This is a genomic window from Ruegeria sp. TASC047, from assembly GCF_059612445.1.
Genome location: NZ_JBXWQP010000050.1, coordinates 1 through 19335 on the forward strand (window position 1 = coordinate 1; position 19335 = coordinate 19335).

The 19335-nt window shown below is 55.6% G+C and carries 17 protein-coding genes; 7 read left to right on the plus strand and 10 right to left on the minus strand.

Translation table 11 applies throughout. From position 1 onward, the window contains the following. The first annotated feature begins 135 nt into the window (after positions 1-135). From hpaD to AC2FLO_RS17685, 5 genes are all read left to right on the plus strand, one after another. Complete coding sequence (gene hpaD, locus AC2FLO_RS17665) at positions 136-987, plus strand: 3,4-dihydroxyphenylacetate 2,3-dioxygenase (RefSeq protein WP_496754143.1); 852 nt, start codon at positions 136-138, stop codon at positions 985-987. Between the two features lie 93 nt (positions 988-1080). Continuing rightward, positions 1081-2553, plus strand: coding sequence for an NAD-dependent succinate-semialdehyde dehydrogenase (locus AC2FLO_RS17670; protein WP_496754141.1), 1473 nt, complete (start codon positions 1081-1083; stop codon positions 2551-2553). Then, positions 2553-3407, plus strand: a complete 855-nt coding sequence (locus AC2FLO_RS17675) for a fumarylacetoacetate hydrolase family protein (protein WP_480588404.1) — start codon at positions 2553-2555, stop codon at positions 3405-3407. Before AC2FLO_RS17670 ends, AC2FLO_RS17675 begins: the two co-directional genes overlap by 1 nt. Then, positions 3404-4204 (plus strand): 2-oxo-hept-4-ene-1,7-dioate hydratase, encoded by an 801-nt coding sequence (gene hpaH / locus AC2FLO_RS17680; RefSeq protein ID WP_496754139.1) that lies wholly within the window; start codon positions 3404-3406, stop codon positions 4202-4204. The genes AC2FLO_RS17675 and hpaH overlap by 4 nt, the downstream gene beginning before the upstream one ends. A gap of 12 nt (positions 4205-4216) precedes the next feature. Then, entirely contained in the window at positions 4217-5272 is a 1056-nt protein-coding gene (locus tag AC2FLO_RS17685; protein WP_496754137.1) for an aldolase/citrate lyase family protein, read from the plus strand. Positions 5273-5425: 153 nt separating this feature from the next. On the opposite strand, the gene AC2FLO_RS17690 is transcribed toward AC2FLO_RS17685, so the two are convergent. The 7 genes from AC2FLO_RS17690 to AC2FLO_RS17720 all read right to left on the minus strand — a co-directional run bounded on the left by AC2FLO_RS17690 (position 5426) and on the right by AC2FLO_RS17720 (position 12802). Beyond that, positions 5426-6655 carry an AGE family epimerase/isomerase gene (locus AC2FLO_RS17690; protein ID WP_496754136.1) on the minus strand — a complete coding sequence of 410 codons (1230 nt, stop codon included), beginning with the start codon at positions 6653-6655 and terminating at the stop codon, positions 5426-5428. Positions 6656-6722: 67 nt separating this feature from the next. After that, positions 6723-7790 carry an ABC transporter ATP-binding protein gene (locus tag AC2FLO_RS17695; RefSeq protein WP_480508753.1) on the minus strand — a complete coding sequence of 356 codons (1068 nt, stop codon included), beginning with the start codon at positions 7788-7790 and terminating at the stop codon, positions 6723-6725. Between the two features lie 11 nt (positions 7791-7801). Further along, positions 7802-8644 (minus strand): carbohydrate ABC transporter permease, encoded by an 843-nt coding sequence (locus tag AC2FLO_RS17700; protein WP_480477286.1) that lies wholly within the window; start codon positions 8642-8644, stop codon positions 7802-7804. Positions 8645-8654: 10 nt separating this feature from the next. Beyond that, positions 8655-9605, minus strand: coding sequence for a carbohydrate ABC transporter permease (locus AC2FLO_RS17705; protein WP_496754134.1), 951 nt, complete (start codon positions 9603-9605; stop codon positions 8655-8657). Beyond that, positions 9587-10846, minus strand: coding sequence for an ABC transporter substrate-binding protein (locus tag AC2FLO_RS17710; protein ID WP_480488675.1), 1260 nt, complete (start codon positions 10844-10846; stop codon positions 9587-9589). Before AC2FLO_RS17710 ends, AC2FLO_RS17705 begins: the two co-directional genes overlap by 19 nt. A gap of 35 nt (positions 10847-10881) precedes the next feature. Next, on the minus strand, positions 10882-12033 hold the full coding sequence (locus AC2FLO_RS17715; protein ID WP_480488678.1) for an aminotransferase class I/II-fold pyridoxal phosphate-dependent enzyme: 1152 nt from the start codon (positions 12031-12033) through the stop codon (positions 10882-10884). Next, a complete protein-coding gene (locus AC2FLO_RS17720; RefSeq protein ID WP_496754132.1) occupies positions 12026-12802 on the minus strand; it encodes a FadR/GntR family transcriptional regulator in 777 nt (258 codons plus the stop codon). Before AC2FLO_RS17720 ends, AC2FLO_RS17715 begins: the two co-directional genes overlap by 8 nt. A gap of 390 nt (positions 12803-13192) precedes the next feature. Here AC2FLO_RS17720 and AC2FLO_RS17725 point away from each other — a divergent pair, with 390 nt between their 5' ends. Beyond that, positions 13193-14932: a type I secretion system permease/ATPase gene (locus tag AC2FLO_RS17725; RefSeq protein ID WP_480484348.1), complete on the plus strand. Its 1740-nt coding sequence runs from the start codon at positions 13193-13195 to the stop codon at positions 14930-14932. A 41-nt stretch (positions 14933-14973) separates the two neighbouring features. Continuing rightward, positions 14974-16248 carry an HlyD family type I secretion periplasmic adaptor subunit gene (locus AC2FLO_RS17730; RefSeq protein ID WP_480588422.1) on the plus strand — a complete coding sequence of 425 codons (1275 nt, stop codon included), beginning with the start codon at positions 14974-14976 and terminating at the stop codon, positions 16246-16248. A gap of 8 nt (positions 16249-16256) precedes the next feature. On the opposite strand, the gene AC2FLO_RS17735 is transcribed toward AC2FLO_RS17730, so the two are convergent. From AC2FLO_RS17735 to AC2FLO_RS17745, 3 genes are read right to left on the minus strand one after another with little or no spacing between them, the layout of a single operon-like run. Then, on the minus strand, positions 16257-17264 hold the full coding sequence (locus AC2FLO_RS17735; RefSeq protein WP_496754130.1) for an ABC transporter substrate-binding protein: 1008 nt from the start codon (positions 17262-17264) through the stop codon (positions 16257-16259). After that, positions 17243-18610, minus strand: coding sequence for a sensor histidine kinase (locus AC2FLO_RS17740; protein WP_496754145.1), 1368 nt, complete (start codon positions 18608-18610; stop codon positions 17243-17245). The genes AC2FLO_RS17735 and AC2FLO_RS17740 overlap by 22 nt, the downstream gene beginning before the upstream one ends. Next, positions 18600-19268 carry a response regulator transcription factor gene (locus tag AC2FLO_RS17745; protein ID WP_496754128.1) on the minus strand — a complete coding sequence of 223 codons (669 nt, stop codon included), beginning with the start codon at positions 19266-19268 and terminating at the stop codon, positions 18600-18602. The genes AC2FLO_RS17740 and AC2FLO_RS17745 overlap by 11 nt, the downstream gene beginning before the upstream one ends. Positions 19269-19335: the final 67 nt, after the last annotated feature.

Genomic DNA, 19335 nt, shown 5'->3' on the forward strand with positions numbered 1-19335 from the left:
TGGAGCTTCGAGTTCTACATGGAACAAAAACACGTCGGCTTCGCAACTGGCCAACACAAAATCATGCAGCTCGGGAAACTGTAACCGACTGCACTCGAAATACGCGCGAAGAAACTCTAACTCCAGGAGGAGACCATGGGAGAAATCGTACTTGCCGCCAAAATGACTCACGTACCTACCCTGCTCATGTCCGAGCAGGAAGGACCGATCAAAGGCAAGCGTAAACCGGCTATTGATGGTCACCGGGAGATTGCTCGTCGCGCCAAGGAACTGGGCGCAACAACGGTTGTCATCTGTGATACGCATTGGGTGTTGAACGCAGGTTTTCACATAAACGCCAACGACCATTTTGAGGGTCTATTCACATCGAATGAATTCCCGCAGTTCATTCAGGACCTGCCCTATAAATATGAGGGCAACCCCGAATTGGGTGATGCGATTGCGCGGATTGCGACCGAAAAGGGTGCCTATACCTTGGCCCATCACCTGGACAGCCTTGAGGTGGAATACGGCACGCTGGTACCGATGCGGTTCATGAGCCGTGAACACGAAATGAAAGTGGTGTCGATCGGTGCGTGGTGCACCGTGCACGCTCATGACGAGAGCCGTATCGTCGGCGAGGCAATCCGCGAAGCAGTCGAGGCCAGCGACGAAAAGGTGCTGCTGGTTGCGTCGGGTTCGCTGTCGCACAAGATCTGGGCCAACAAGGACTATGCCGCCAATAACGGCACTTTCACAATCAGCTCAGAATTCAATCGCCAGATGGATCTGCACGTGCTGGAAATGTGGAAAAACGGCGATCACGCTACGTTCCTCAAGATGCTGGGTGACTATGCCAACTTCTGCTGCGGTGAAGGTTCGATGCATGATACCGCGATGCTATACGGCGCACTCGGCTGGGACGCTTACGTCAAGAAATGCGAGGTTGTGACCGAGTATTTCCCGTCCTCGGGCACCGGTCAGACTAACGTCATATTCCCGGTCTGAGGATCGCGGTTTCCATTCCGATTGCTTGCCCCTGGTGCCTTTTGGCGGGGCAAGCCGTTGATCTATCCAATTCGAACTGATGCAGGTCCCCAAATGTTTCCTTTGAATGACCCCGGTTTGCTGCGAGAGGCTGCCCTTGTAGGTACACGCTGGATTGAAGCTGACCCGGCCAACAGCCTGGCAGTCACCAACCCCGCCACCGGTGAAGTTATTGGTCATGTTCCCAATCTGGGTGCCGCCGAAACCGCCGAAGCTATTGCTGCCGCCGAGACCGCGCGCCACGGGTGGGCTAAACGCACCGCCAAAACGCGTAGTCAAATTCTGCGTCGCTGGTACGAACTGATGATGGAGAACCAGGACGATCTGGGTGCCATCCTGACAGCTGAGCAGGGCAAGCCACTGGCCGAAGCCAAAGGTGAGATCGCCTATGGTGCCAGCTTCATTGAGTGGTTCGCAGAAGAGGCCCGCCGCGCCTATGGTGATGTCACCCCAGGCCACGCTCCAGACAAACGCATCCTGACGATCAAACAACCCATCGGGGTTGTAGCCGCGATTACGCCGTGGAATTTCCCAAACGCTATGATCACGCGCAAGGCTGGCCCTGCTCTGGCGGCGGGCTGCTCCATGGTTCTGAAACCGGCCAGCCAGACTCCATTCTCAGCTATCGCGTTGGCGGTTCTGGCCGAAAGAGCGGGCCTGCCTGCGGGGCTGTTCTCGGTCGTCACCGGCTCAGCCCGTGGCATTGGCGGCGAGATGACCGGGAACCCGACAGTACAGAAACTGACCTTTACCGGTTCGACCGAGATCGGAACGCTTCTATATGCGCAATGCGCACCAACGATCAAAAAACTGGGGTTGGAGCTGGGTGGCAATGCGCCCTTCATTGTTTTCGATGATGCTGATCTGGACGCCGCTGTTGAAGGGGCGGTGATCGCCAAGTTTCGAAATAATGGTCAGACCTGCGTTTGTGCCAACCGCATTTACGTGCAGGCCGGTGTCTACGATTCCTTTGCCGCCAAGCTGCGCGACAAAGTAGCGACTTTGCCCACTGGTAATGGCTTTGACGAAGGTATCATATTTGGTCCGCTGATCGATCAGGCGGCAGTCGACAAGGTTGCTGAGCACATCGCTGATGCGACCTCGAAAGGTGCCGAAGTCACTCTGGGCGGCAAGTCGCACGATCTGGGTGGCACATTCTTTGAGCCAACCATTTTGACCGGTGTTACTTCGGAGATGGCGGTCGCGACCGAAGAGACGTTTGGCCCGGTCGCACCCCTTTTTAAGTTCAACACCGAAAGCGAAGTCGTCGCTGCGGCAAATAACACCGAGTTCGGCCTTGCCTCATATTTCTATTCCCGCGACCTGGCTCGCGTTTGGCGAGTTTCCGAGAAGCTGGAATATGGCATGGTCGGAATCAACACCGGCCTGATCTCGACTGCGGAAGCTCCGTTTGGCGGGGTTAAGATGTCTGGTCTGGGCCGTGAAGGCTCGCGCCATGGGCTGGATGACTTCATGGAACTCAAATACCTGTGCATGGGCGGCATCGACACCGCCGAGGAGGCTTAATGCGCTTTGCTACTTATACCGCCGAAGGGGATACCTTCTTTGGCGCGATTACCGATGATGGTGCGATTGCCCTGAACGGTGATTTCCCCGAGTTTTCCAGCCTGTATGAGGTCATCGCTGCGGGTGAGTTTAGCCGGTTGGCTGCGGCGGCCGAGGGTAAGCCTGTGACCCATTCCGATTTCACCTATGAAATGGTGATGCCGGATGCCCGTCGCATTCTGTGCGTCGGCGTGAACTTCCCGGACAGAAATGCGGAATACAAGGATGGCAGCGCGCAGCCGGAATATATGTCGCTGTTCCCCCGCTTTGCCAGCGGCTTTACCGGCCACAACCGCCCGCTGATCCGACCGGCGGAAAACCACACGCTGGATTACGAGGGCGAAGTGGCCATTGTAATCGGCAAGGCGGGTCGCCGGATTTCGCAGGACGAAGCCTATGAGCACATCGCCGCGTTGACGCTGTGCAACGAAGGCACGATCCGCGATTGGGTGCGCCATGCCAAGTTCAACGTAACTCAGGGCAAGAACTGGGACAATTCAGGGTCGATCGGCCCTTGGCTGGTGCCCTTCACCGACCCGGCGCAATTGGATGACGCCCGCATTCAAACCCGCGTCAATGGTGAGTTGCGTCAGGACGACACCCTCGACCGCATGATGTTCCCGATCCGGCGCGAGATCGAGTATATCTCGACCTTCATGACCCTGAAACCGGGTGACATTATCGTAACCGGCACCCCCACCGGTGCGGGCGCGCGCTTTGACCCGCCAAAATATCTTGCACCGGGTGACGTGGTCGAGGTTTCTGTCGAAGGTATCGGCACCCTGCGCAACACAGTCGAGGATGAGAAGGCATGACACCCGAAGAGCATGCCCGCGCAGCAGCCGACCTGCTTCAGGCCGAACGCACCGGCGACCAGATCGGTCTGCTGAGCCTGCGCCACCCCCAGATGGGTATGGACGACGCTTATGAGGTGCAGAACGCCATCTATCGCCAGAAGCTGGCCGAGGGGCGCAAGGTCATCGGGTGGAAAATCGGTCTGACATCGAAAGCGATGCAATATGCGCTGAACATCGATATTCCCGACAGCGGCATCCTGTTTGATGATATGGCGTTTGAAAACGGTGGTACGGTCCCTGCGGGCCGTTTCATCCAGCCCCGGATCGAGGCTGAAATCGCCTTTGTTATGAAATCCGCCATCGGTGGCGAGAATGTCAGCCGCGACGATATCGTATCCGCCACGGACTACGTCTCACCGGCGATTGAAATTCTGGACACACGTATTCAGCGTCAGGACCCCGAGACCGGCAAGGCCAGAACCGTCTTTGATACGATCAGCGACAATGCCGCCAATGCAGGGATTGTGCTGGGTACAGAGCGCCACGCGATTGACGAATTCGACCTGCGCTGGGTTGGTGCCTTGACCTTCCGCAACGGTGATATTGAGGAAACCGGCCTTGGGGCCGGCGTATTGAATGATCCTGTTGAAAGTGTTGTCTGGCTGGCCCGGCGCATGGCGCAATACGGACAAAGTATTGAACCCGGACAAGTGATCCTGTCGGGCAGCTTCATTCGCCCCGTCGAATGCCCGCCAAGCACAGAAATTCACGCCGATTTCGGACCCTTCGGCTCGGTCGATGTCAAATTTGATTGAAGGAGCACCTTAATGCCCACCCCAACAAACCCCTTCAAGGCCGCACTGAAAGCCGGAAAACCCCAGATCGGATGTTGGATTGGGATGGCCAATGCATATGCCGCCGAAATCGCCGCCACATCCAGATTTGACTGGCTGCTTGTTGACGGGGAACATGCCCCGAACGATCTGCGGTCTATCCTTGAGCAAGTGAGGGTCATCGAAGGCACAGGTAGCCAGCCGGTAGCGCGCCTGCCAATTGGCGAGACCTGGATGATCAAGCAATATCTCGATGCTGGCGTCCAAAGCATATTGGTGCCAATGGTTGAAAGCGGCGATCAAGCGCGGGAATTGGTGCGCGCAGTGCAATATCCACCACATGGAGTTCGAGGCGTTGGGTCTGCTCTGGCGCGTGCTTCGCGTTTCGCGGCGATCCCGGATTACCTGACAACGGCAGGCGACCAGATTTGCCTGTTGGTTCAGGTGGAAAACCGCCTTGGCCTGGATGCACTGGATGACATTCTGACGACAGATGTCGACGGCGTATTTATCGGTCCGTCAGATTTGGCCGCGGATATGGGGCACATCGGCAATGCTGGCCACCCCGACGTGGTCGAAGCGGTTTTGGACGCGTTGACAAGGATCGTGGCCGCGGGCAAGGCAGCGGGCATCCTAACGTTGGACCCCGTGATGCAACGCAAGTGTCTGGATCTTGGGGTTACGTTCCTGGCCACGAATATCGACGTAACACTTTTTGCCAAGTCTATGCGCGGGGCGGCCGAAACTGCGTTGGAAATGTTGCCAGACCAGTGCGCGTCTGGAAATGCGCGAACAGAAATGGCCAGCAAGTATCTTCAGCAGTTATGCAAGCACTGGTCCCACAAAGGGCAAGTCGAATTTGACGCAACTGAAGGAAACGTTTCGTTTGAAAACCGGCGCGCGGTTGCGATGAAAGCGACGGACGAAGGGCTGGAAATAGTTGCTTCAGTCGGCCCACGTGAGGATTTGAACTTTTGGATGGGTGTTATAGAGGACCACCTGAAACGCTTTGCGTTTCGCGAGGAGTTCGAGGTTGTTTGGAATGCATAACGCTGGAATGCAAGGGCAACCGAGCGCGCCCCTGACATTCGGACACCGCCGCAGGCTACGATTTGTAGTTTGCGGGTATTCGACAAGACCCTGCACCGGGTCCGTACCCAGATAAAACAAGCTGAATCTGAGGCTTTTCGAAACATCTAGTTTCTAAAGCGGCATCATCCTCGACAGACGTTGTGACAGCGGAAACAGACAGGCTTGCAACGAGTGATAGATGTCCGGCTTGCCGTCAAAGATGGACGTCACAACAGCCCCTGCCCCATCTACTGCTGGATACCAGCCGCCATGCTGATGATCGACAAATGTTTCATTCGCATAGGTCCAGAGCTTTCTGTACCAGTCCTCGTCTTCTGGCCTTCTGTCTAGCACGATCAGAGCGGCAATCGCCCCGATGGCTTCGGTGATGGGCCACCAGAACCGCGAAGCGTTGGCAACGCGGCCATCAAAATCAAGTGTGTAGGCCAACCCGCCATCAGGCAGCCACGCATCTTTCAAAGCCTGCGCAATCAGGTGGCGCGCCGTGTTCGGAGCATTAGGGCTCGTTCGGCCTGACAAATCCCAATGCTGAAGCTGAAGCCGACCCAATTCGAACGAATGCCCCGGCGTTGTTCCGGAAGGCCTGAACATCGGATCGCCCGCATAATCCCGATTAATTTGCCAATCAGACGAATAGTGTTCGGGAAGACGCCAGTTTTCACCGGGTGCAATTTTGCCAATGAAAAAGTCCAGAATGCGACCGGCGCGGGACAGGTAGGTTTCGTCCCCTGTTGCCTCAAAGGCAGCCAGCATCGCCTCAACGCCGTGCATATTGGCATTCATTCCACGATATGCGGAAAACGGCGTCCAATCCCTGTTCCATTCATCGCGAAACAGGCCCGCTTCTTCGTCCCAGAAGTGTTTTTCCAGAACATTTCGGACATCTGTCATTAGTTTGTCTGCATCCGGGTGACCCGCCATTTTCGCACTTGCCGAGGCAAGAAGGACAAAGACGTGCCCATAAGCAAGCTTGCGGTCGTCCTTGATCTGATCCCCTTCCAGCGCCCACAGATATCCGCCGTGGTCGCGATCTCGGTGATGGCTTTCAAGATATGCCATACCGTGATCAATGATCCGTTCAGCACCTAGAAAACCAGATAGATGTCCTAATGCATAAGAATGAATCAACCGGGTTGTCGTGTGCAGCTCCTGCAGCTTGCCGGGCAGCGGGCGACGATCGTGACCAAGTGTATAGAACCCGGGTTCATCCCGGCAACTTGCGCTGAAGAACGTAAGTTGCCGCTTGGCCTGGTTCATCAACCAATCGCGGTGTCTTGGCGTTTCAATCCAAAACCCGGTCTCGGACTGTGACCCCGGAAGCAATAACTGATTGTCGTTCATCTAAATATCCCGCGGATGGAGTCCTGTCGTGCGCGACTTGGCCCGATCTTCCAACTTGCCCATCCTCTCAGCAAGCCCGTCGCAACGCTGTACCATCCGAAGCAAACAGATGTGCATTCTGTGCTTGAATGCGCAAACCGAGGCGATCCCCGGATTTCACGGGGATATTGCCATGCTTGCGCACCATCATGGGGCCGATCCCCTCGGCATTGACGTAGATGTTCGTGTCCGACCCCAGATGTTCAACAACATCCGCAACGGCCGACAGATCACCGGCACCGTTTTCCACAACATCGATGTGTTCCGGCCTTACACCCAGTTCTTTGGCCTGAGCGGCAAGGGGTTGATCGAGAATTTTAATTTCAACCCCATTCCCGACATTCACGCCAGTTTCAGTTCCCAATACAGGCACAACATTCATGGTGGGTGAGCCGATAAACTGCGCAACAAACTTGTTGGCCGGTCTTTCATAAAGCTCAAGCGGGCTGCCGACTTGCTGGATGTCGCCTGCGTTCAGAACAACGATCCGATCTGCCAGCGTCAACGCTTCGACCTGATCATGGGTCACATAGATCATGGTCGCGCTGAGCTTTTGATGCAGCCGCGCAATCTCCAGCCGCATCTCGACACGCAAAGCGGCGTCAAGGTTTGACAATGGCTCGTCAAACAGAAATGCGCGCGGGTCTCGGATGATGGCCCGCCCCATAGCAACCCGCTGACGTTGACCACCCGAAAGGGCTTTGGGCAAGCGATCCGTCAATTTGGTCAATCCCAGCGTCTCTGCCGCCTGGGCGACCTTAGATATGCGTTCAGCCACCGGAGCTTTGCGGATTTCCATTGAGAAACCCATGTTTCGCGCGACGTCCATATGCGGATAGAGAGCGTAGGATTGGAACACCATCGCGATGTCCCGGTCCCTTGGCCTCACATCGTTCATACGCTCGCCATCGATCAGAAAGTCGCCGCTTGATATCGGTTCAAGGCCAGCAACCATGCGCAGCAAAGTGGATTTGCCGCAGCCTGACGGGCCGACCAGAACGATGAACTCACCATCCTGAATTTCAAGATTGATGTTGCGCAGGACCTCGACGGATCCATAGCGTTTTGCAACGTCACGAAGTTCGATACGTGCCATGATCTGGCCTCCTATCCTTTGACCGCGCCGGACGTGAGGCCCTGCACGAGATAGCGTTGAATGAAGATGAAGAAGAGGCAACTTGGGATCAGAGCCAGCACGCCGGCCGCCATCATTTGCCCCCAATCGACCGAGAATTTGGAAACAAACGTCAACAAGCCAACCGGGAATGTCATCGCGTCGTTCTTCGAGATCAGCATCAACGCAAACAACAGCTCGGACCACGCGGCAGTAAAGACAAACCCAAGCGTCGCCCCTAACCCGGGCAATGTCAGCGGGAACACCACTTTGCGCAGCGCCTGAAACCGTGTACAGCCATCCATCATCGCCGCATCTTCCAGATCTTTTGGTATGCCATCAAAAAATGACTGCATCAGGAATGTTGCAAAGGGGATGTTGAACGCAGTGTAGACCACGATAAGGCTTGTCAGCGAATTTAGCAGCCCCAGGTCCGCGATGATCTTGTAGATGGGTGCGATGATCATCAGCAGGGGGAACATCTGGGTGACTAGCATCAAGGCGATGATGATGCGTTTGCCCGCAAAAACGAAGCGGGAAAAGGCATAACCCGCCCCAGCTGCGAACAAGGTCGTAAAGAACGCCGCGCCCAGCGACACCACAAGAGAGTTCCGGAAATAGGCCACAAAATCAGTCTGAAAGATAACCGTTTTGAAGTTTGAAAAGGTCACCTCGCTTGGAAACAGGCGGGTGCCCTCTGAAAAGATCAGCGCGTCCGGCGTCAACCCGATCTTGAGCAACCAATAAAGCGGGAACAACGCAAAGATCAGATAGAACGCAAGTGCCGCGTATTTACCCACAACCAGCAGAGGGTTGGGTTTCCTGACAGCTGACATGGTCAACTCCTCAAATCTTGACCAGCTTCTTGCGAAGCCAGAGCAGGATAACGGCGTAAATCAGAAGGATCAGCAGCAGCGCCACAGCAATGGTTGACGCGTAGCCGAAGTCCAATTTGCGAAATGCGGTGGTGAATATGTAGGTCGACAGGATTTGCGTCGAATTGGCAGGCCCGCCGCCGGTCATCACATAGATCAGGTCGGCGAAATTGGCGATCCAGATTGTCCTCAGCATCACGGTGATCGCGATCATCGGAGCAAGGAACGGCAACGTGATCTTGGTGAAAGTCTGCCAGGGGGTCGCGCCATCGACTTCTGCGGCCTCATAAAGCTCACCGGGTATCGATTGCAAAGCCGCCAGCAGTGTGATCGCAAAGAAAGGAACGCCGAACCAGATATTTGCAGTGATCGGGCCCCATATGGCAAGCTTGGGATCGCCAAGGATATTGTAGGGCTCTGACAGAATGCCAAGGGCGGCCAGCCAATGCGGTAGCGGGCCGATGACAGGGTTAAAAAGCCACGCCCATGTCAGCGCAGAAAGGAAGGTCGGGACAGCCCAGGGTAGGAAAACAAGCGCCTGAAAAAGTTTCTTTCCATAGAACTGCGTATTCAAAAGCATGGCCAGGCCGAGGCCAAGCAGAAACTGGAACGTTATCGACCAAAAGGTCCAGAACAGCGTGTTCTCCATCGCGATCCAGAACTTGCGGTCTCTCCACAGATCAACGTAGTTTTCAAATCCGATCCAGCCGGAAGCAAAAGGCTTCAACAGCTCAATGGATTGGAACGAATATGAGATTCCGATGATTAACGGAACCATGATCACGGCACCGATCAGAAGAATTGCGGGTGACAAATAGAAAAACGGCTCGACCATGTATTGCAGGTAGAGCGAGCGTCGTGCCCGGGTTTCCCCGGGCCTGACAGTTTTCTGAGTGCGCGAAATCACTGTTTTGCCTTCCACTTGGCGTGCTCATCAGTGAGGAACTCGGCCCACTCATCCGCGACGTCCTGCGCGCTGCGCTGCCCCAACAGGGCTTCCTGACTGGTTTCCAGCAGAAGCGTGCTGCCAAAATAGCCCCACTGTTCCAGGTTGGTTGGCATTGTTGTCGGCACATATTGCTCGCCGTTCAGTTCCTCAAACCAGCCTTTGAATTGCTCGGTCTGGAAATGAGGATCCTGATCGGCGCCTTTATGGATCGGAATGACGCCTACGCGTTTTGCCCACGTGGCGTTGGCTTCGGGCGTCGACAAGGCCGCAACCAGATCAAAGGCTTCGTCTTCATGTTCAGTCGCATTGAAGATCGACCAGCCTGCGAACCCAATTGTTGGGAAAGCTTTGCCCGATGGTCCGACAGGCATCGGAATGACCGCGAAATCTTCGGCAGGCATCCGTTCGGCAATAGCGATCAGTGCGTCCGGGTCCTGATCAAGGAATGCACAGGTGCCGGAATAGAAGCCGGCCACGATCTCGTTAAAGCCCCAACTGACGGCATCCTTGGGCGCATACCCGTTCTGATACATATCGATCATGAACTGGATACCTTCGACCGAGCCGGGCTCGTTGATGCGGCTGACACCGTCTTCTGTGAAGAACTCGTTGGTGCCGTTCATGGCTGCCGCGAACATGATCCAGCCATTTGTTCCACCGGGACCACCGCGCAAACAGTATCCATACTTGCCCTCAAGCTCGGACACTGCGGCCGAGGCTGCCTTGAACTCCTCCATCGTAGTCGGGGGAGTGTCGATACCCGCTTCGGCCAGCAGTTTCTTGTTGTAGAACATCGCCCGCAGGTAGAAGCCGTACGGGATCATATAAAGGTCACCCGCCTGGCTGCCCATGGCGACTGTCTTGTCAGTCAGCGAAGCCCCGTGTTCCCATCCGGCGACATGATCCTTGAGACTGACCAGCTGATCGGACCCGGCATAGAGGGCCTGCCAGGTGTCGGGCATTTCAACCACATCCGGGATGTCGCCTCCTGCCACCATTGTTGCCAGCTTTTCGAACGCGTTGCCCCAGGGTAGCGATACAATCTCGACAGTGACGTCTGGGTTATTGGCTTCAAACTCATCAATCAGCCCCTGAAGCACCTCTGTACGCTCGGGGCTTGTAATAACCTCGACCAGTTTCAGTGTGGTCTCGGCATAAGATGCCGAACCCATGAACACGGCCGCAGCCGTCATTCCAGTTAGTAGTTTCTTCATGTTTTCCTCCTGTTGGTTTTTTTGAGCGAACGGTTCTAAGCCGCGCTTTCGGCGAGAGCCGAAGCAAAATCGGCCCATAGATCTTCTGCCGACTCGAGCCCCAAACTCAGGCGCACCAGATTGGGTGAGACCCCAAATTTCTGCATTGAGTTTTGTTCACCAGCCTGAGCAAGCCCGACGCGCGCAGGCAGGATCAGACTTTCGAAGCCCCCCCAGCTCACACCGAGGCGGAATAGGTTCAAGGCATCAGAAAGTTTTGCGATGTCGACACTGTCATCAAACTCAACCGACATAAGACCGGACCGCCCGGTCAACCCGGGCACGTCGTTGGCACCGGGTGAGTTGACCAGCCTGACCTGCGGAACAGTGGCCAGGCGATCAACAAACGTGTTGGCCGTTGCTTGATGCTGCATCATGCGTGCGTTCAGCGTGCGCAGGCCGCGCGTCAGCAGGAAGGCTTCAAAAGGTGCCAGTTTGGCCCCAAGCAAAGGAAGTGTCAGATCACGGATGCGGGCGATATGGTCCCGGGAGGCAACCACCACGCCCGCAACCGTGTCCGAGTGCCCCGAAATATATTTCGAGGCCGAGTGGATGACGATGTCGATGCCCAATGCGAGGGGGCGTTGGAACACCGGGCTTGCCCATGAATTATCAATCATCGTCAACACATTGTGGCGTCTGGCATGCTCTGCGACGCGACGTAGATCCATCGCCTCAAAAATGATCGATCCGGGGCTCTCCAGATAGGCCACCGTTACATCGGCAAGCAGATCGGGGTCGTTCTCGAAACGCTCCGGCGCATGGTAGTCAATATGCACCCCGAACGGGCGCAGGATGCGCTCCATGAACCGGAATGAATCCGGATAGACATGTTCGACGCAGGCAATCCGGTCACCGGGTTTGACAAATGCCAGCAGCGTTGAGGAAATGGCCGCCATCCCGGAAGCAAATGCAACGGCTGCCTGACCTTGCTCGGCTTCAGCCATAAGCGTTTCAAACGCGGCGACGGTCGGGTTTTCCACGCGCGTGTAGATGGCCGTTTCTGATCTTCCGGCCATCCGGTCTTCAAAACTTTGGTAATTGTCGAAGGTGAACAGTGACGTTTGAACAATCGGCGGCGTGACCGAACCAGCCGCATCCGGGAAAGTTGCTGCAAGACGCGTCGAAAGGTCTTCGTAGTCAGACATTCTGGCTTTCCATGATTTCTAGGACTTCTGCTTCGACCATGTCCATGATCGCGCCGATAATACTTGCGGCTTCGTCTGCACGGCCGGAGACAACTGCTTCGGCCAGCGGCGCATGTATTGGAATTGAGGCCTGCCCCAAGTGTGGTTGACCGAAGGGCGTGTCATATACTTCGTGAAAAGCTTTTTGAATTTGCCGGATCAACTGCCCGAAAAGTGGATTTCCGCACGCTTCATGCAGTGCCGCGTGAAACCGGTAATCGGCCGGCCGCCAATCCTCACCTGCAGAATGAACAGCTATGAGCTCTGCAACGCGGGCCGAAATCAAAAGCCGCTGCGCGTCTGAGCAATTCAGTGCTGCCAACCTTGCTGCCTCGATTTCCAGTGGCCGGCGCACGGCGTGTGTTCGCAAAAGGCTTTCGGCTTCGAGCTTCAGCGTGAGTGGGAGATGGATCGTATTGGCAGATACCTCGGCCGCCAATCGCGTCCCGGCTTTCTTGTTCCGTACAACGATGCCCATATTCTGCCAACTTGTCAGGGCCTCGCGAACCTTCGCCCGTCCGATCCCAAGCTGATCTGCAATTTCGATCTCTGGCGGCAGGCGATCCCCTACTTTCAATCCTTCCACTTCGATCATTCCAGAGAGAGCATCCAGAACGTCCCGGCCGCTGCTGCCAGCCGGTAGCACCTTCAAGGTGTTGCCGACACTCTCAGCTTTTTCCTTTGAGGGCGTTTTTTTGACCACGCGCGACTTCTCCGATTCGTATTTCATTCACTTCTATATTTAATGTAGGACAAAATAAACAATAATGTCCGACATTATTAAGGCGCTTGTCATCCTTACAGGTGAAGTCGAAAAATCCGGTCTCGGTCATTTCGCGGCGGGATCAATGCAGCCTTAATCGCCTGCGGCTAGTTGGCAGGCTGCGGTCTTCGCGCGTCCGTCTATTTGCTGTATTCCGCCCGATTTGCCGTAACCCTGAAGCGCCCGCCCAGCGGCGCTTGTAATTGCCGTTAGGTTTTTGTCAGCTACGGCTGAATAGTGCTTCTTTACGCTAGGGACCCGCGGTTTCTTGCCCAAAAAAAGATGTGCAAACTTGGCAAGGCTGATCTAACTTTTTAAATGCGGGGGCGCATCTCCGGATAATATGGATTTAAAACATTGAAACCTGAACACCGCGTATCTGCGGCCCCCCGGCATGAACTGCGCAATGTGCGCAATCAGGGGATCGCGTTCCTTGCTTTGGCGTTCTTGTTCAGCATTTTTGTGAACCTGCTTATGCTGACGGGCCCATTGTTCATGTTGCAGGTGTATGACCGGGTATTGGGCTCGCGTGCGGTGGAAACCCTGACAGCGCTGTTTTTGTTGGTGGCGTTGCTTTATGCGCTGATGGCGATGCTGGATTTTGCCCGCGGACGCATCGTGGCCCGGTTCGGCGCACGGTTCCAGTCACAGTTGGATGAGCGCGTCTTCGAAGCAACGCTGCGGCGTTCACTTTTGCCGCAAATACGATCTGCCCCGGCAACGGCCTTGCGTGATTTGGAATCCATTCGAAACCTGTGCTCATCCCCCGTTCTGCTGGCGGTGATGGATATTCCATGGACGCCTGTTTTTCTGGGTGCGATTTTCCTGTTTCATCCCTTGCTGGGCTGGCTGGCCGTGGCAAGCGGTGTTCTGCTTGTCGTGATTGCACTGCTCAATCAGGCTCTGACCAGCAGAAAAGTCGCTGAAGCACAAACTGCAGCAGCGCGGGCAAACGCCTTTGCGGAACATGCGAGACAAGCGGCAGAGGTTGTGCGCTCACAGGGTATGCAGGCGGACGTGACAAAGCGGTGGTTGGACCAGCGTTCGAATGCCTTGCGCCAAACCATTTCGGCCAGCGACTGGACAGGCAGTTTTACGTCTTTGACCAAGTCGTTACGACTGTTTCTTCAATCTGCAATGCTTGCCTTGGGCGCGTGGCTGGTTTTGCAAAACGAAATGACACCGGGCGCGATGATCGCGGGTTCAATCCTTTTGGGTCGGGCCCTCGCCCCGGTCGAACAAGCGGTCGGCCAATGGGGCATGATCGAACGTGCGCGAACGGCCTGGACTTCCCTAAGCCGGTTTTTGGATCAGACCCCTCCCGAAGAGCAGCGGATTCGCTTGCCCATCCCGAAAGCGCAGTTGGAAGCCAAATCGCTGACTGTCATTCCCCCCGGGGCAACAACGCCAACGTTGCGGAACGTGAATCTGAAGCTGCAACCGGGCAAGGCGCTGGGTGTCATCGGCAAAAGCGGATCGGGAAAGACGACACTGGCCAAGGCGTTGCTGGGGCTTTGGAATCCGGCAGCCGGTGAAATTCGACTGGGTGGTGCCACTCTGGATCAATATGACTCCAACGATCTGGGCAGCCATATCGGATATTTGCCGCAGCAGGTTACCCTGTTTAACGGGACCGTGGCCGAGAACATCGCCCGGATGTCAGAAAACCCGGATTCCGAAGCGGTGGTGGCCGCAGCCAAGAAAGCCAATGCGCACGACCTGATCCTGTCTTTGGAGAAAGGTTATGGTACCTTCCTTGAAGGCAATGACAGTCAGTTGTCAGGCGGGCAGAAACAGCGCATCGCTCTGGCCCGCGCCCTCTATGGCGACCCTGTTCTGCTTATTCTCGACGAACCAAACTCGGCACTGGACGCGGATGGCACCGAAGCCTTGAACGCGGCCGTGAGGGGGCTCAAGGCGGCAGGCAAAGCCGCCATCATCATGACACACCGCCCGCAGGCCATTTCGGAATGTGACGATCTGGCCGTTGTCGAAAAAGGACAAGTGGTCAGGTTCGGCAGTCGTGACGAGGTTCTCAGCGCAATGGTGCAGAACGCGGGCGCGATTAAGCGCAAGCTTAGCCCCGTAGGTGAATAATGGCAAAAAACACGACCAAGAAGCAGGCGCAGGCCTGGAGTATGAAAATTCCCGCCCTGGTAGGATTCGCCGCGCTTGCCATTTTGGTTGGCGGACTGGGCCTTTGGGCAGTGAAGACGCGCCTCGCTGGTGCAATCGTATCCTCAGGAGTGATCGAGGTACAAAGCAACCGTCAGGTGGTCGAACACCCTGATGGCGGCGTTGTTGGCGAAATATTTGTACGCGATGGTGATGTGGTCGCCTCGGGCGAGATGCTGTTGCGGCTGGATGATACTTTCCTATCGTCCGAACAGACGATTGTGGAAGCGCAGCTTTTTGAGCTTCTGACACGGCGTGTCCGGCTTCAGGCCGAACGCGACGGGCTTTCGTCGCAAGAGTTGGCGGCGCGGTTGCACGAGGTTCAGACGGAATACAGCATTGATCTGGACCTGATCGAAGGTCAGCAAAACCTGTTCGACGCCCGGGTGGAAACCCTATCCAAACAGCAAGAACAGCTGAACAAGCAGCTGGTTCAGATCGAGAGTGAGATTGAAGGCACGCAGGCCCAACTCGTTTCGCTGCGCCGTCAGGTTGAATTGATCGAGGATGAGCTGGAAGACCAGCAAAGCCTGTTGAAACGTGGATTGACACAAACCAGTCGTGTACTGGCCCTGCAACGGGAAGAAGCCAGCCTGACAGGTGAAATAGGCCGACTGGAAGCCGCTGTCGCCCGCCTCAAAGGGCAGATCGCATCAACCGAGATCCAGATCGTTGAACTGACTGCAACCCGCCGGGAAGAGGCAATTACCACGTTGCGGGACGTACAGGCGCAAGTTGCTGAACTATCGGAACGCCGACTGTCCCTGTCCGAGCGGCTGACACGATTGGACATCCGCGCACCGGTCAGCGGAACAGTATATGGAAGTCAGGTCTTTGCCCTTCAGTCTGTCGTTCAGCCGGGTGAACCCATGATGTATGTTGTTCCACAGGATACGCCATTGCTTGTCGCCGCGCGCGTTGACGCGATCCATGTGGATCAGCTGCATGTGGGTCAACCTGTCGCCCTGCGGTTTCCGGCCTTCAATCAGCGTGAAACGCCTGAATTGGACGGGCAGGTCAAAAACGTGTCAGCCGATACATTCACGGATGAAAAGTCCGGCTTTACATTCTACCGCGCCGAAGTGGTTATGAATGATGGCGAGCTGGACCGTCTCAACGGTCAGGAGCTTTTGCCGGGTATGCCTGTTGAGACACTGATCAAAACCGATGAACGCACCCCGTTGTCCTATCTGGTCAAGCCGATGGCCGATTACTTCAATCGTGCATTTAGGGAATGACGGCAGGGCTATCTCTGGATAACTGCGCTTTCCCATTCGGCCAGAAAACGGCGGCGTTTTAATCTGTCCAAAAACGTCATCAGCGCTGGATCCAGCCCAATCGTTTCACGTTCTTCGTCCGTGTCAAAAGGTGCCAATGGCGGGAGGGTGTGGCCCCCACCTGACTGCGTGGATTGCTTTGATACAAGGTGACGAACAAAAGACGCGGCAAATTCGGGTACGGGTGTACCTTCAAGAACCATCGCCGTGCGCATCATGGTCGTCTGAAAATCCGACGGCAGGATAACCTCAAGCGTATCCTTGTGCCCGGCGCGCGCATCCGCATAGCTGCCAAGTACATTATAGGCTACGGCGATCTCACCTTTGACAAGATCATCAATCATGTCGCCGGAACAGCAGTACAGACGCACATCCAACCCGCCCATGACTTCCATCAGGCGCCAGAACGTTTCTGACGCACGGGCATCCTGCGTCGCAAACAGATACCCGAGACCGGACTGACGGATGTCATAAGTTCCCACCCGGCCCCGAAAGCTGTCCGGTCGCATTCGAAGAGCTTCAATCAGTTGCTGTCGAGTCTCTGGGACAGGCGCGCCGGAAAAGGCGGCACGGTTGATCACGATGGTCGCGGGCTCGAACGTGAAGGCGAAAAGACTGCGATGCCACTGCGCCCAGGATGGCAGCGATATGTCATCGATCACTCGTCCATATCCGTCATTGGCCAGTTTCAGTTGCAGGTCCATGGCGCTGGAAATGACAATATCGAAATCTTTCGGTGCGGCGCGCACGATCCGATCGATGTCAGCAGTACCGGTCACCAAATACTCGACAGAAATGTCAGGGTTTTCCTTGATAAAGTTGGAAATCATAGGCTCAAACAAAAACGTATCCGTGCTTGAGATGACCCGAATATGCGCCTCGTCTGCTTCGGCGTTGAATACTTGCCGATCCTCCCAGACTTGCGCCTGTGTAACAGCGGGAAACCAAAGGAAGACTAAAGCGATAATGTAACGCATGCGCCGCCTCCCTGTCTGTTGGACAAGTCAAGCGCTCCACCATGCGCTGTTGCAACGTCCTGCGCGATGGTCAGGCCCAAACCGGACCCAATGGTACCACTTGCGTTCTTACCCCGTTCAAACCGACGCGTGAGAGTGTCAATTTCGTTTAAGGGAAACCCCGGGCCACGGTCTTTTACCCGGATTTGAGCCCGTGGCTCCGACGTGACTTCGATGCGAACAGAACTGTCGGCCGGAGCATATTTAAGTGCGTTGTCAATCATGTTGCGCACGGCGTTTTGAATGAGGATGGGGTCACCTGAATACATGACCTGTGGGTCGCCACAAAGCGACAACGACAAGTCCTTCATCTCGGCAATTGGTGTCAGGCGCTGCACAAGGTCACTGACCAAAGCGTTCAGGTCGATGTCTTCCCGCTCAAGGTGGTCAGCCCGGAACGTGATCATCGCATGATCCAACAGCTGTCCGGCTGCACGAGAGCTTTCATCAATGGCGCGCACCATCGAACGCAGCGCCTCGCGGTTTTCTTCTTTTTCAACCCTTTGCAAAGTGGCGTCAGCATAGGACCTGACCGTAGCAAGAGGAGTGCGAACACGGTGGGCCGCCTCGGCAATAAAGTCTTCTGACTGGCTGAGTGACTGATCAAGCCGACCCATCAATGAGTTCAGTGAAGCAACCAAGGGGGCCATTTCGCGGGGTACCGGCTTTTTGAACGGGCTCAGATCCTGCGGCCCACGGCGGGTGACAGAGGTTGTCAATCTATTCAACTGTCCGATGGTCGAGGACGTCGCCCAGAAGGAAAGAGCGGCAGCAAGGGCAAAGAACCCTACGCCCAGAATCGCCGCATTGCGCGAAATCTGGTCCAGAGTTTCGGCCAACGCGTCTTGTGTCTGCCCCAGCGCGACCACCAGTTCGGTTTGCTTATCCAATCCCACCAAAGTCCGGCTGGCGCTGACCTGACGAATGGTTTCACCGCGAATCTGACTGGAACTGAAAAGCGACTTTCCGTCACGCGGTCCAATGGTCGGTGGAAAATCCTCGTATCCGGAAAGAAACGTGCCGTCCTGAAAAATAGAATAGAAGATCCGGTCGTCCGCAGGGGTGCTTAGCATCGCGAAGGCGGCATATGGGATATCGACCTCCAACACCCCTTCCCGCAAAGCGGCCGCATCGAGGATTGAGGCCACCGATGCACCAAGAATGTTGTCTTGTCCCTGTTGCGCGACCTGCGCAGCATAGTTTCGGACTGCGACAAACAGCAGGAACGCAAGTATGGCCGCGCCGCCGATCAGTGTCAGAACCAGCCTGTTCCGCAGCGATCCTGACACATTGGGATCAGGAGGCATGGTCAAGTCTGTATCCCAGCCCACGAAGCGTGGTGATCTTTAGATCCGAGGGTTCCAGATGCTTGCGCAAACGGCCCACATAAACTTCGATCGCGTTATCAGAGACATCATCATCATAAGAAAACAGCCGGTCCGTTAGTTTTTGTTTCGAAAAAACCTGACCAGGTGCGCTGATGAACAATTCCAGCAGGCGCAGTTCACGATTGCGCAGCGACACGGTCTCGTCACCCACGGTCAGATGGCCAGCCAGGGGATCGAATACGATGCCGCCGACTTCTATCGTTGTCTTCGTATTCCCGGATTTGCGACGCAGAACTGCGCGGCAGCGCGCTTCAAGCTCGGCATGATCAAACGGTTTGGTGACATAATCGTCAGCACCAAGATCAAGCGAGCCGATTCGATCCGAAATCTGACTGCGGGCCGTCAAAACGATCACCGGCGTGTCCAAATGGCTCGCGCGATGGCGCTTGAGGAAATCGCGACCATCCCCATCCGGCAGCATGATATCCAGCAGGATCAGATCGTATTCCTGAGTTTCAACGAAGGCAGTTGCATCACCTAATGTAGACGCGTTATCAACCACATGCCCGTCTAACCTCATGCGGGAACTGATCGCGTTTGCGAGGTCTAGATTGTCTTCGACAAGCAGAAATTTCATCGGACTATAATACTATTCTCGCGCGTGACAGGTTGATGTCAGGTTGGTGTGTTTTTGTTCTTCCCAA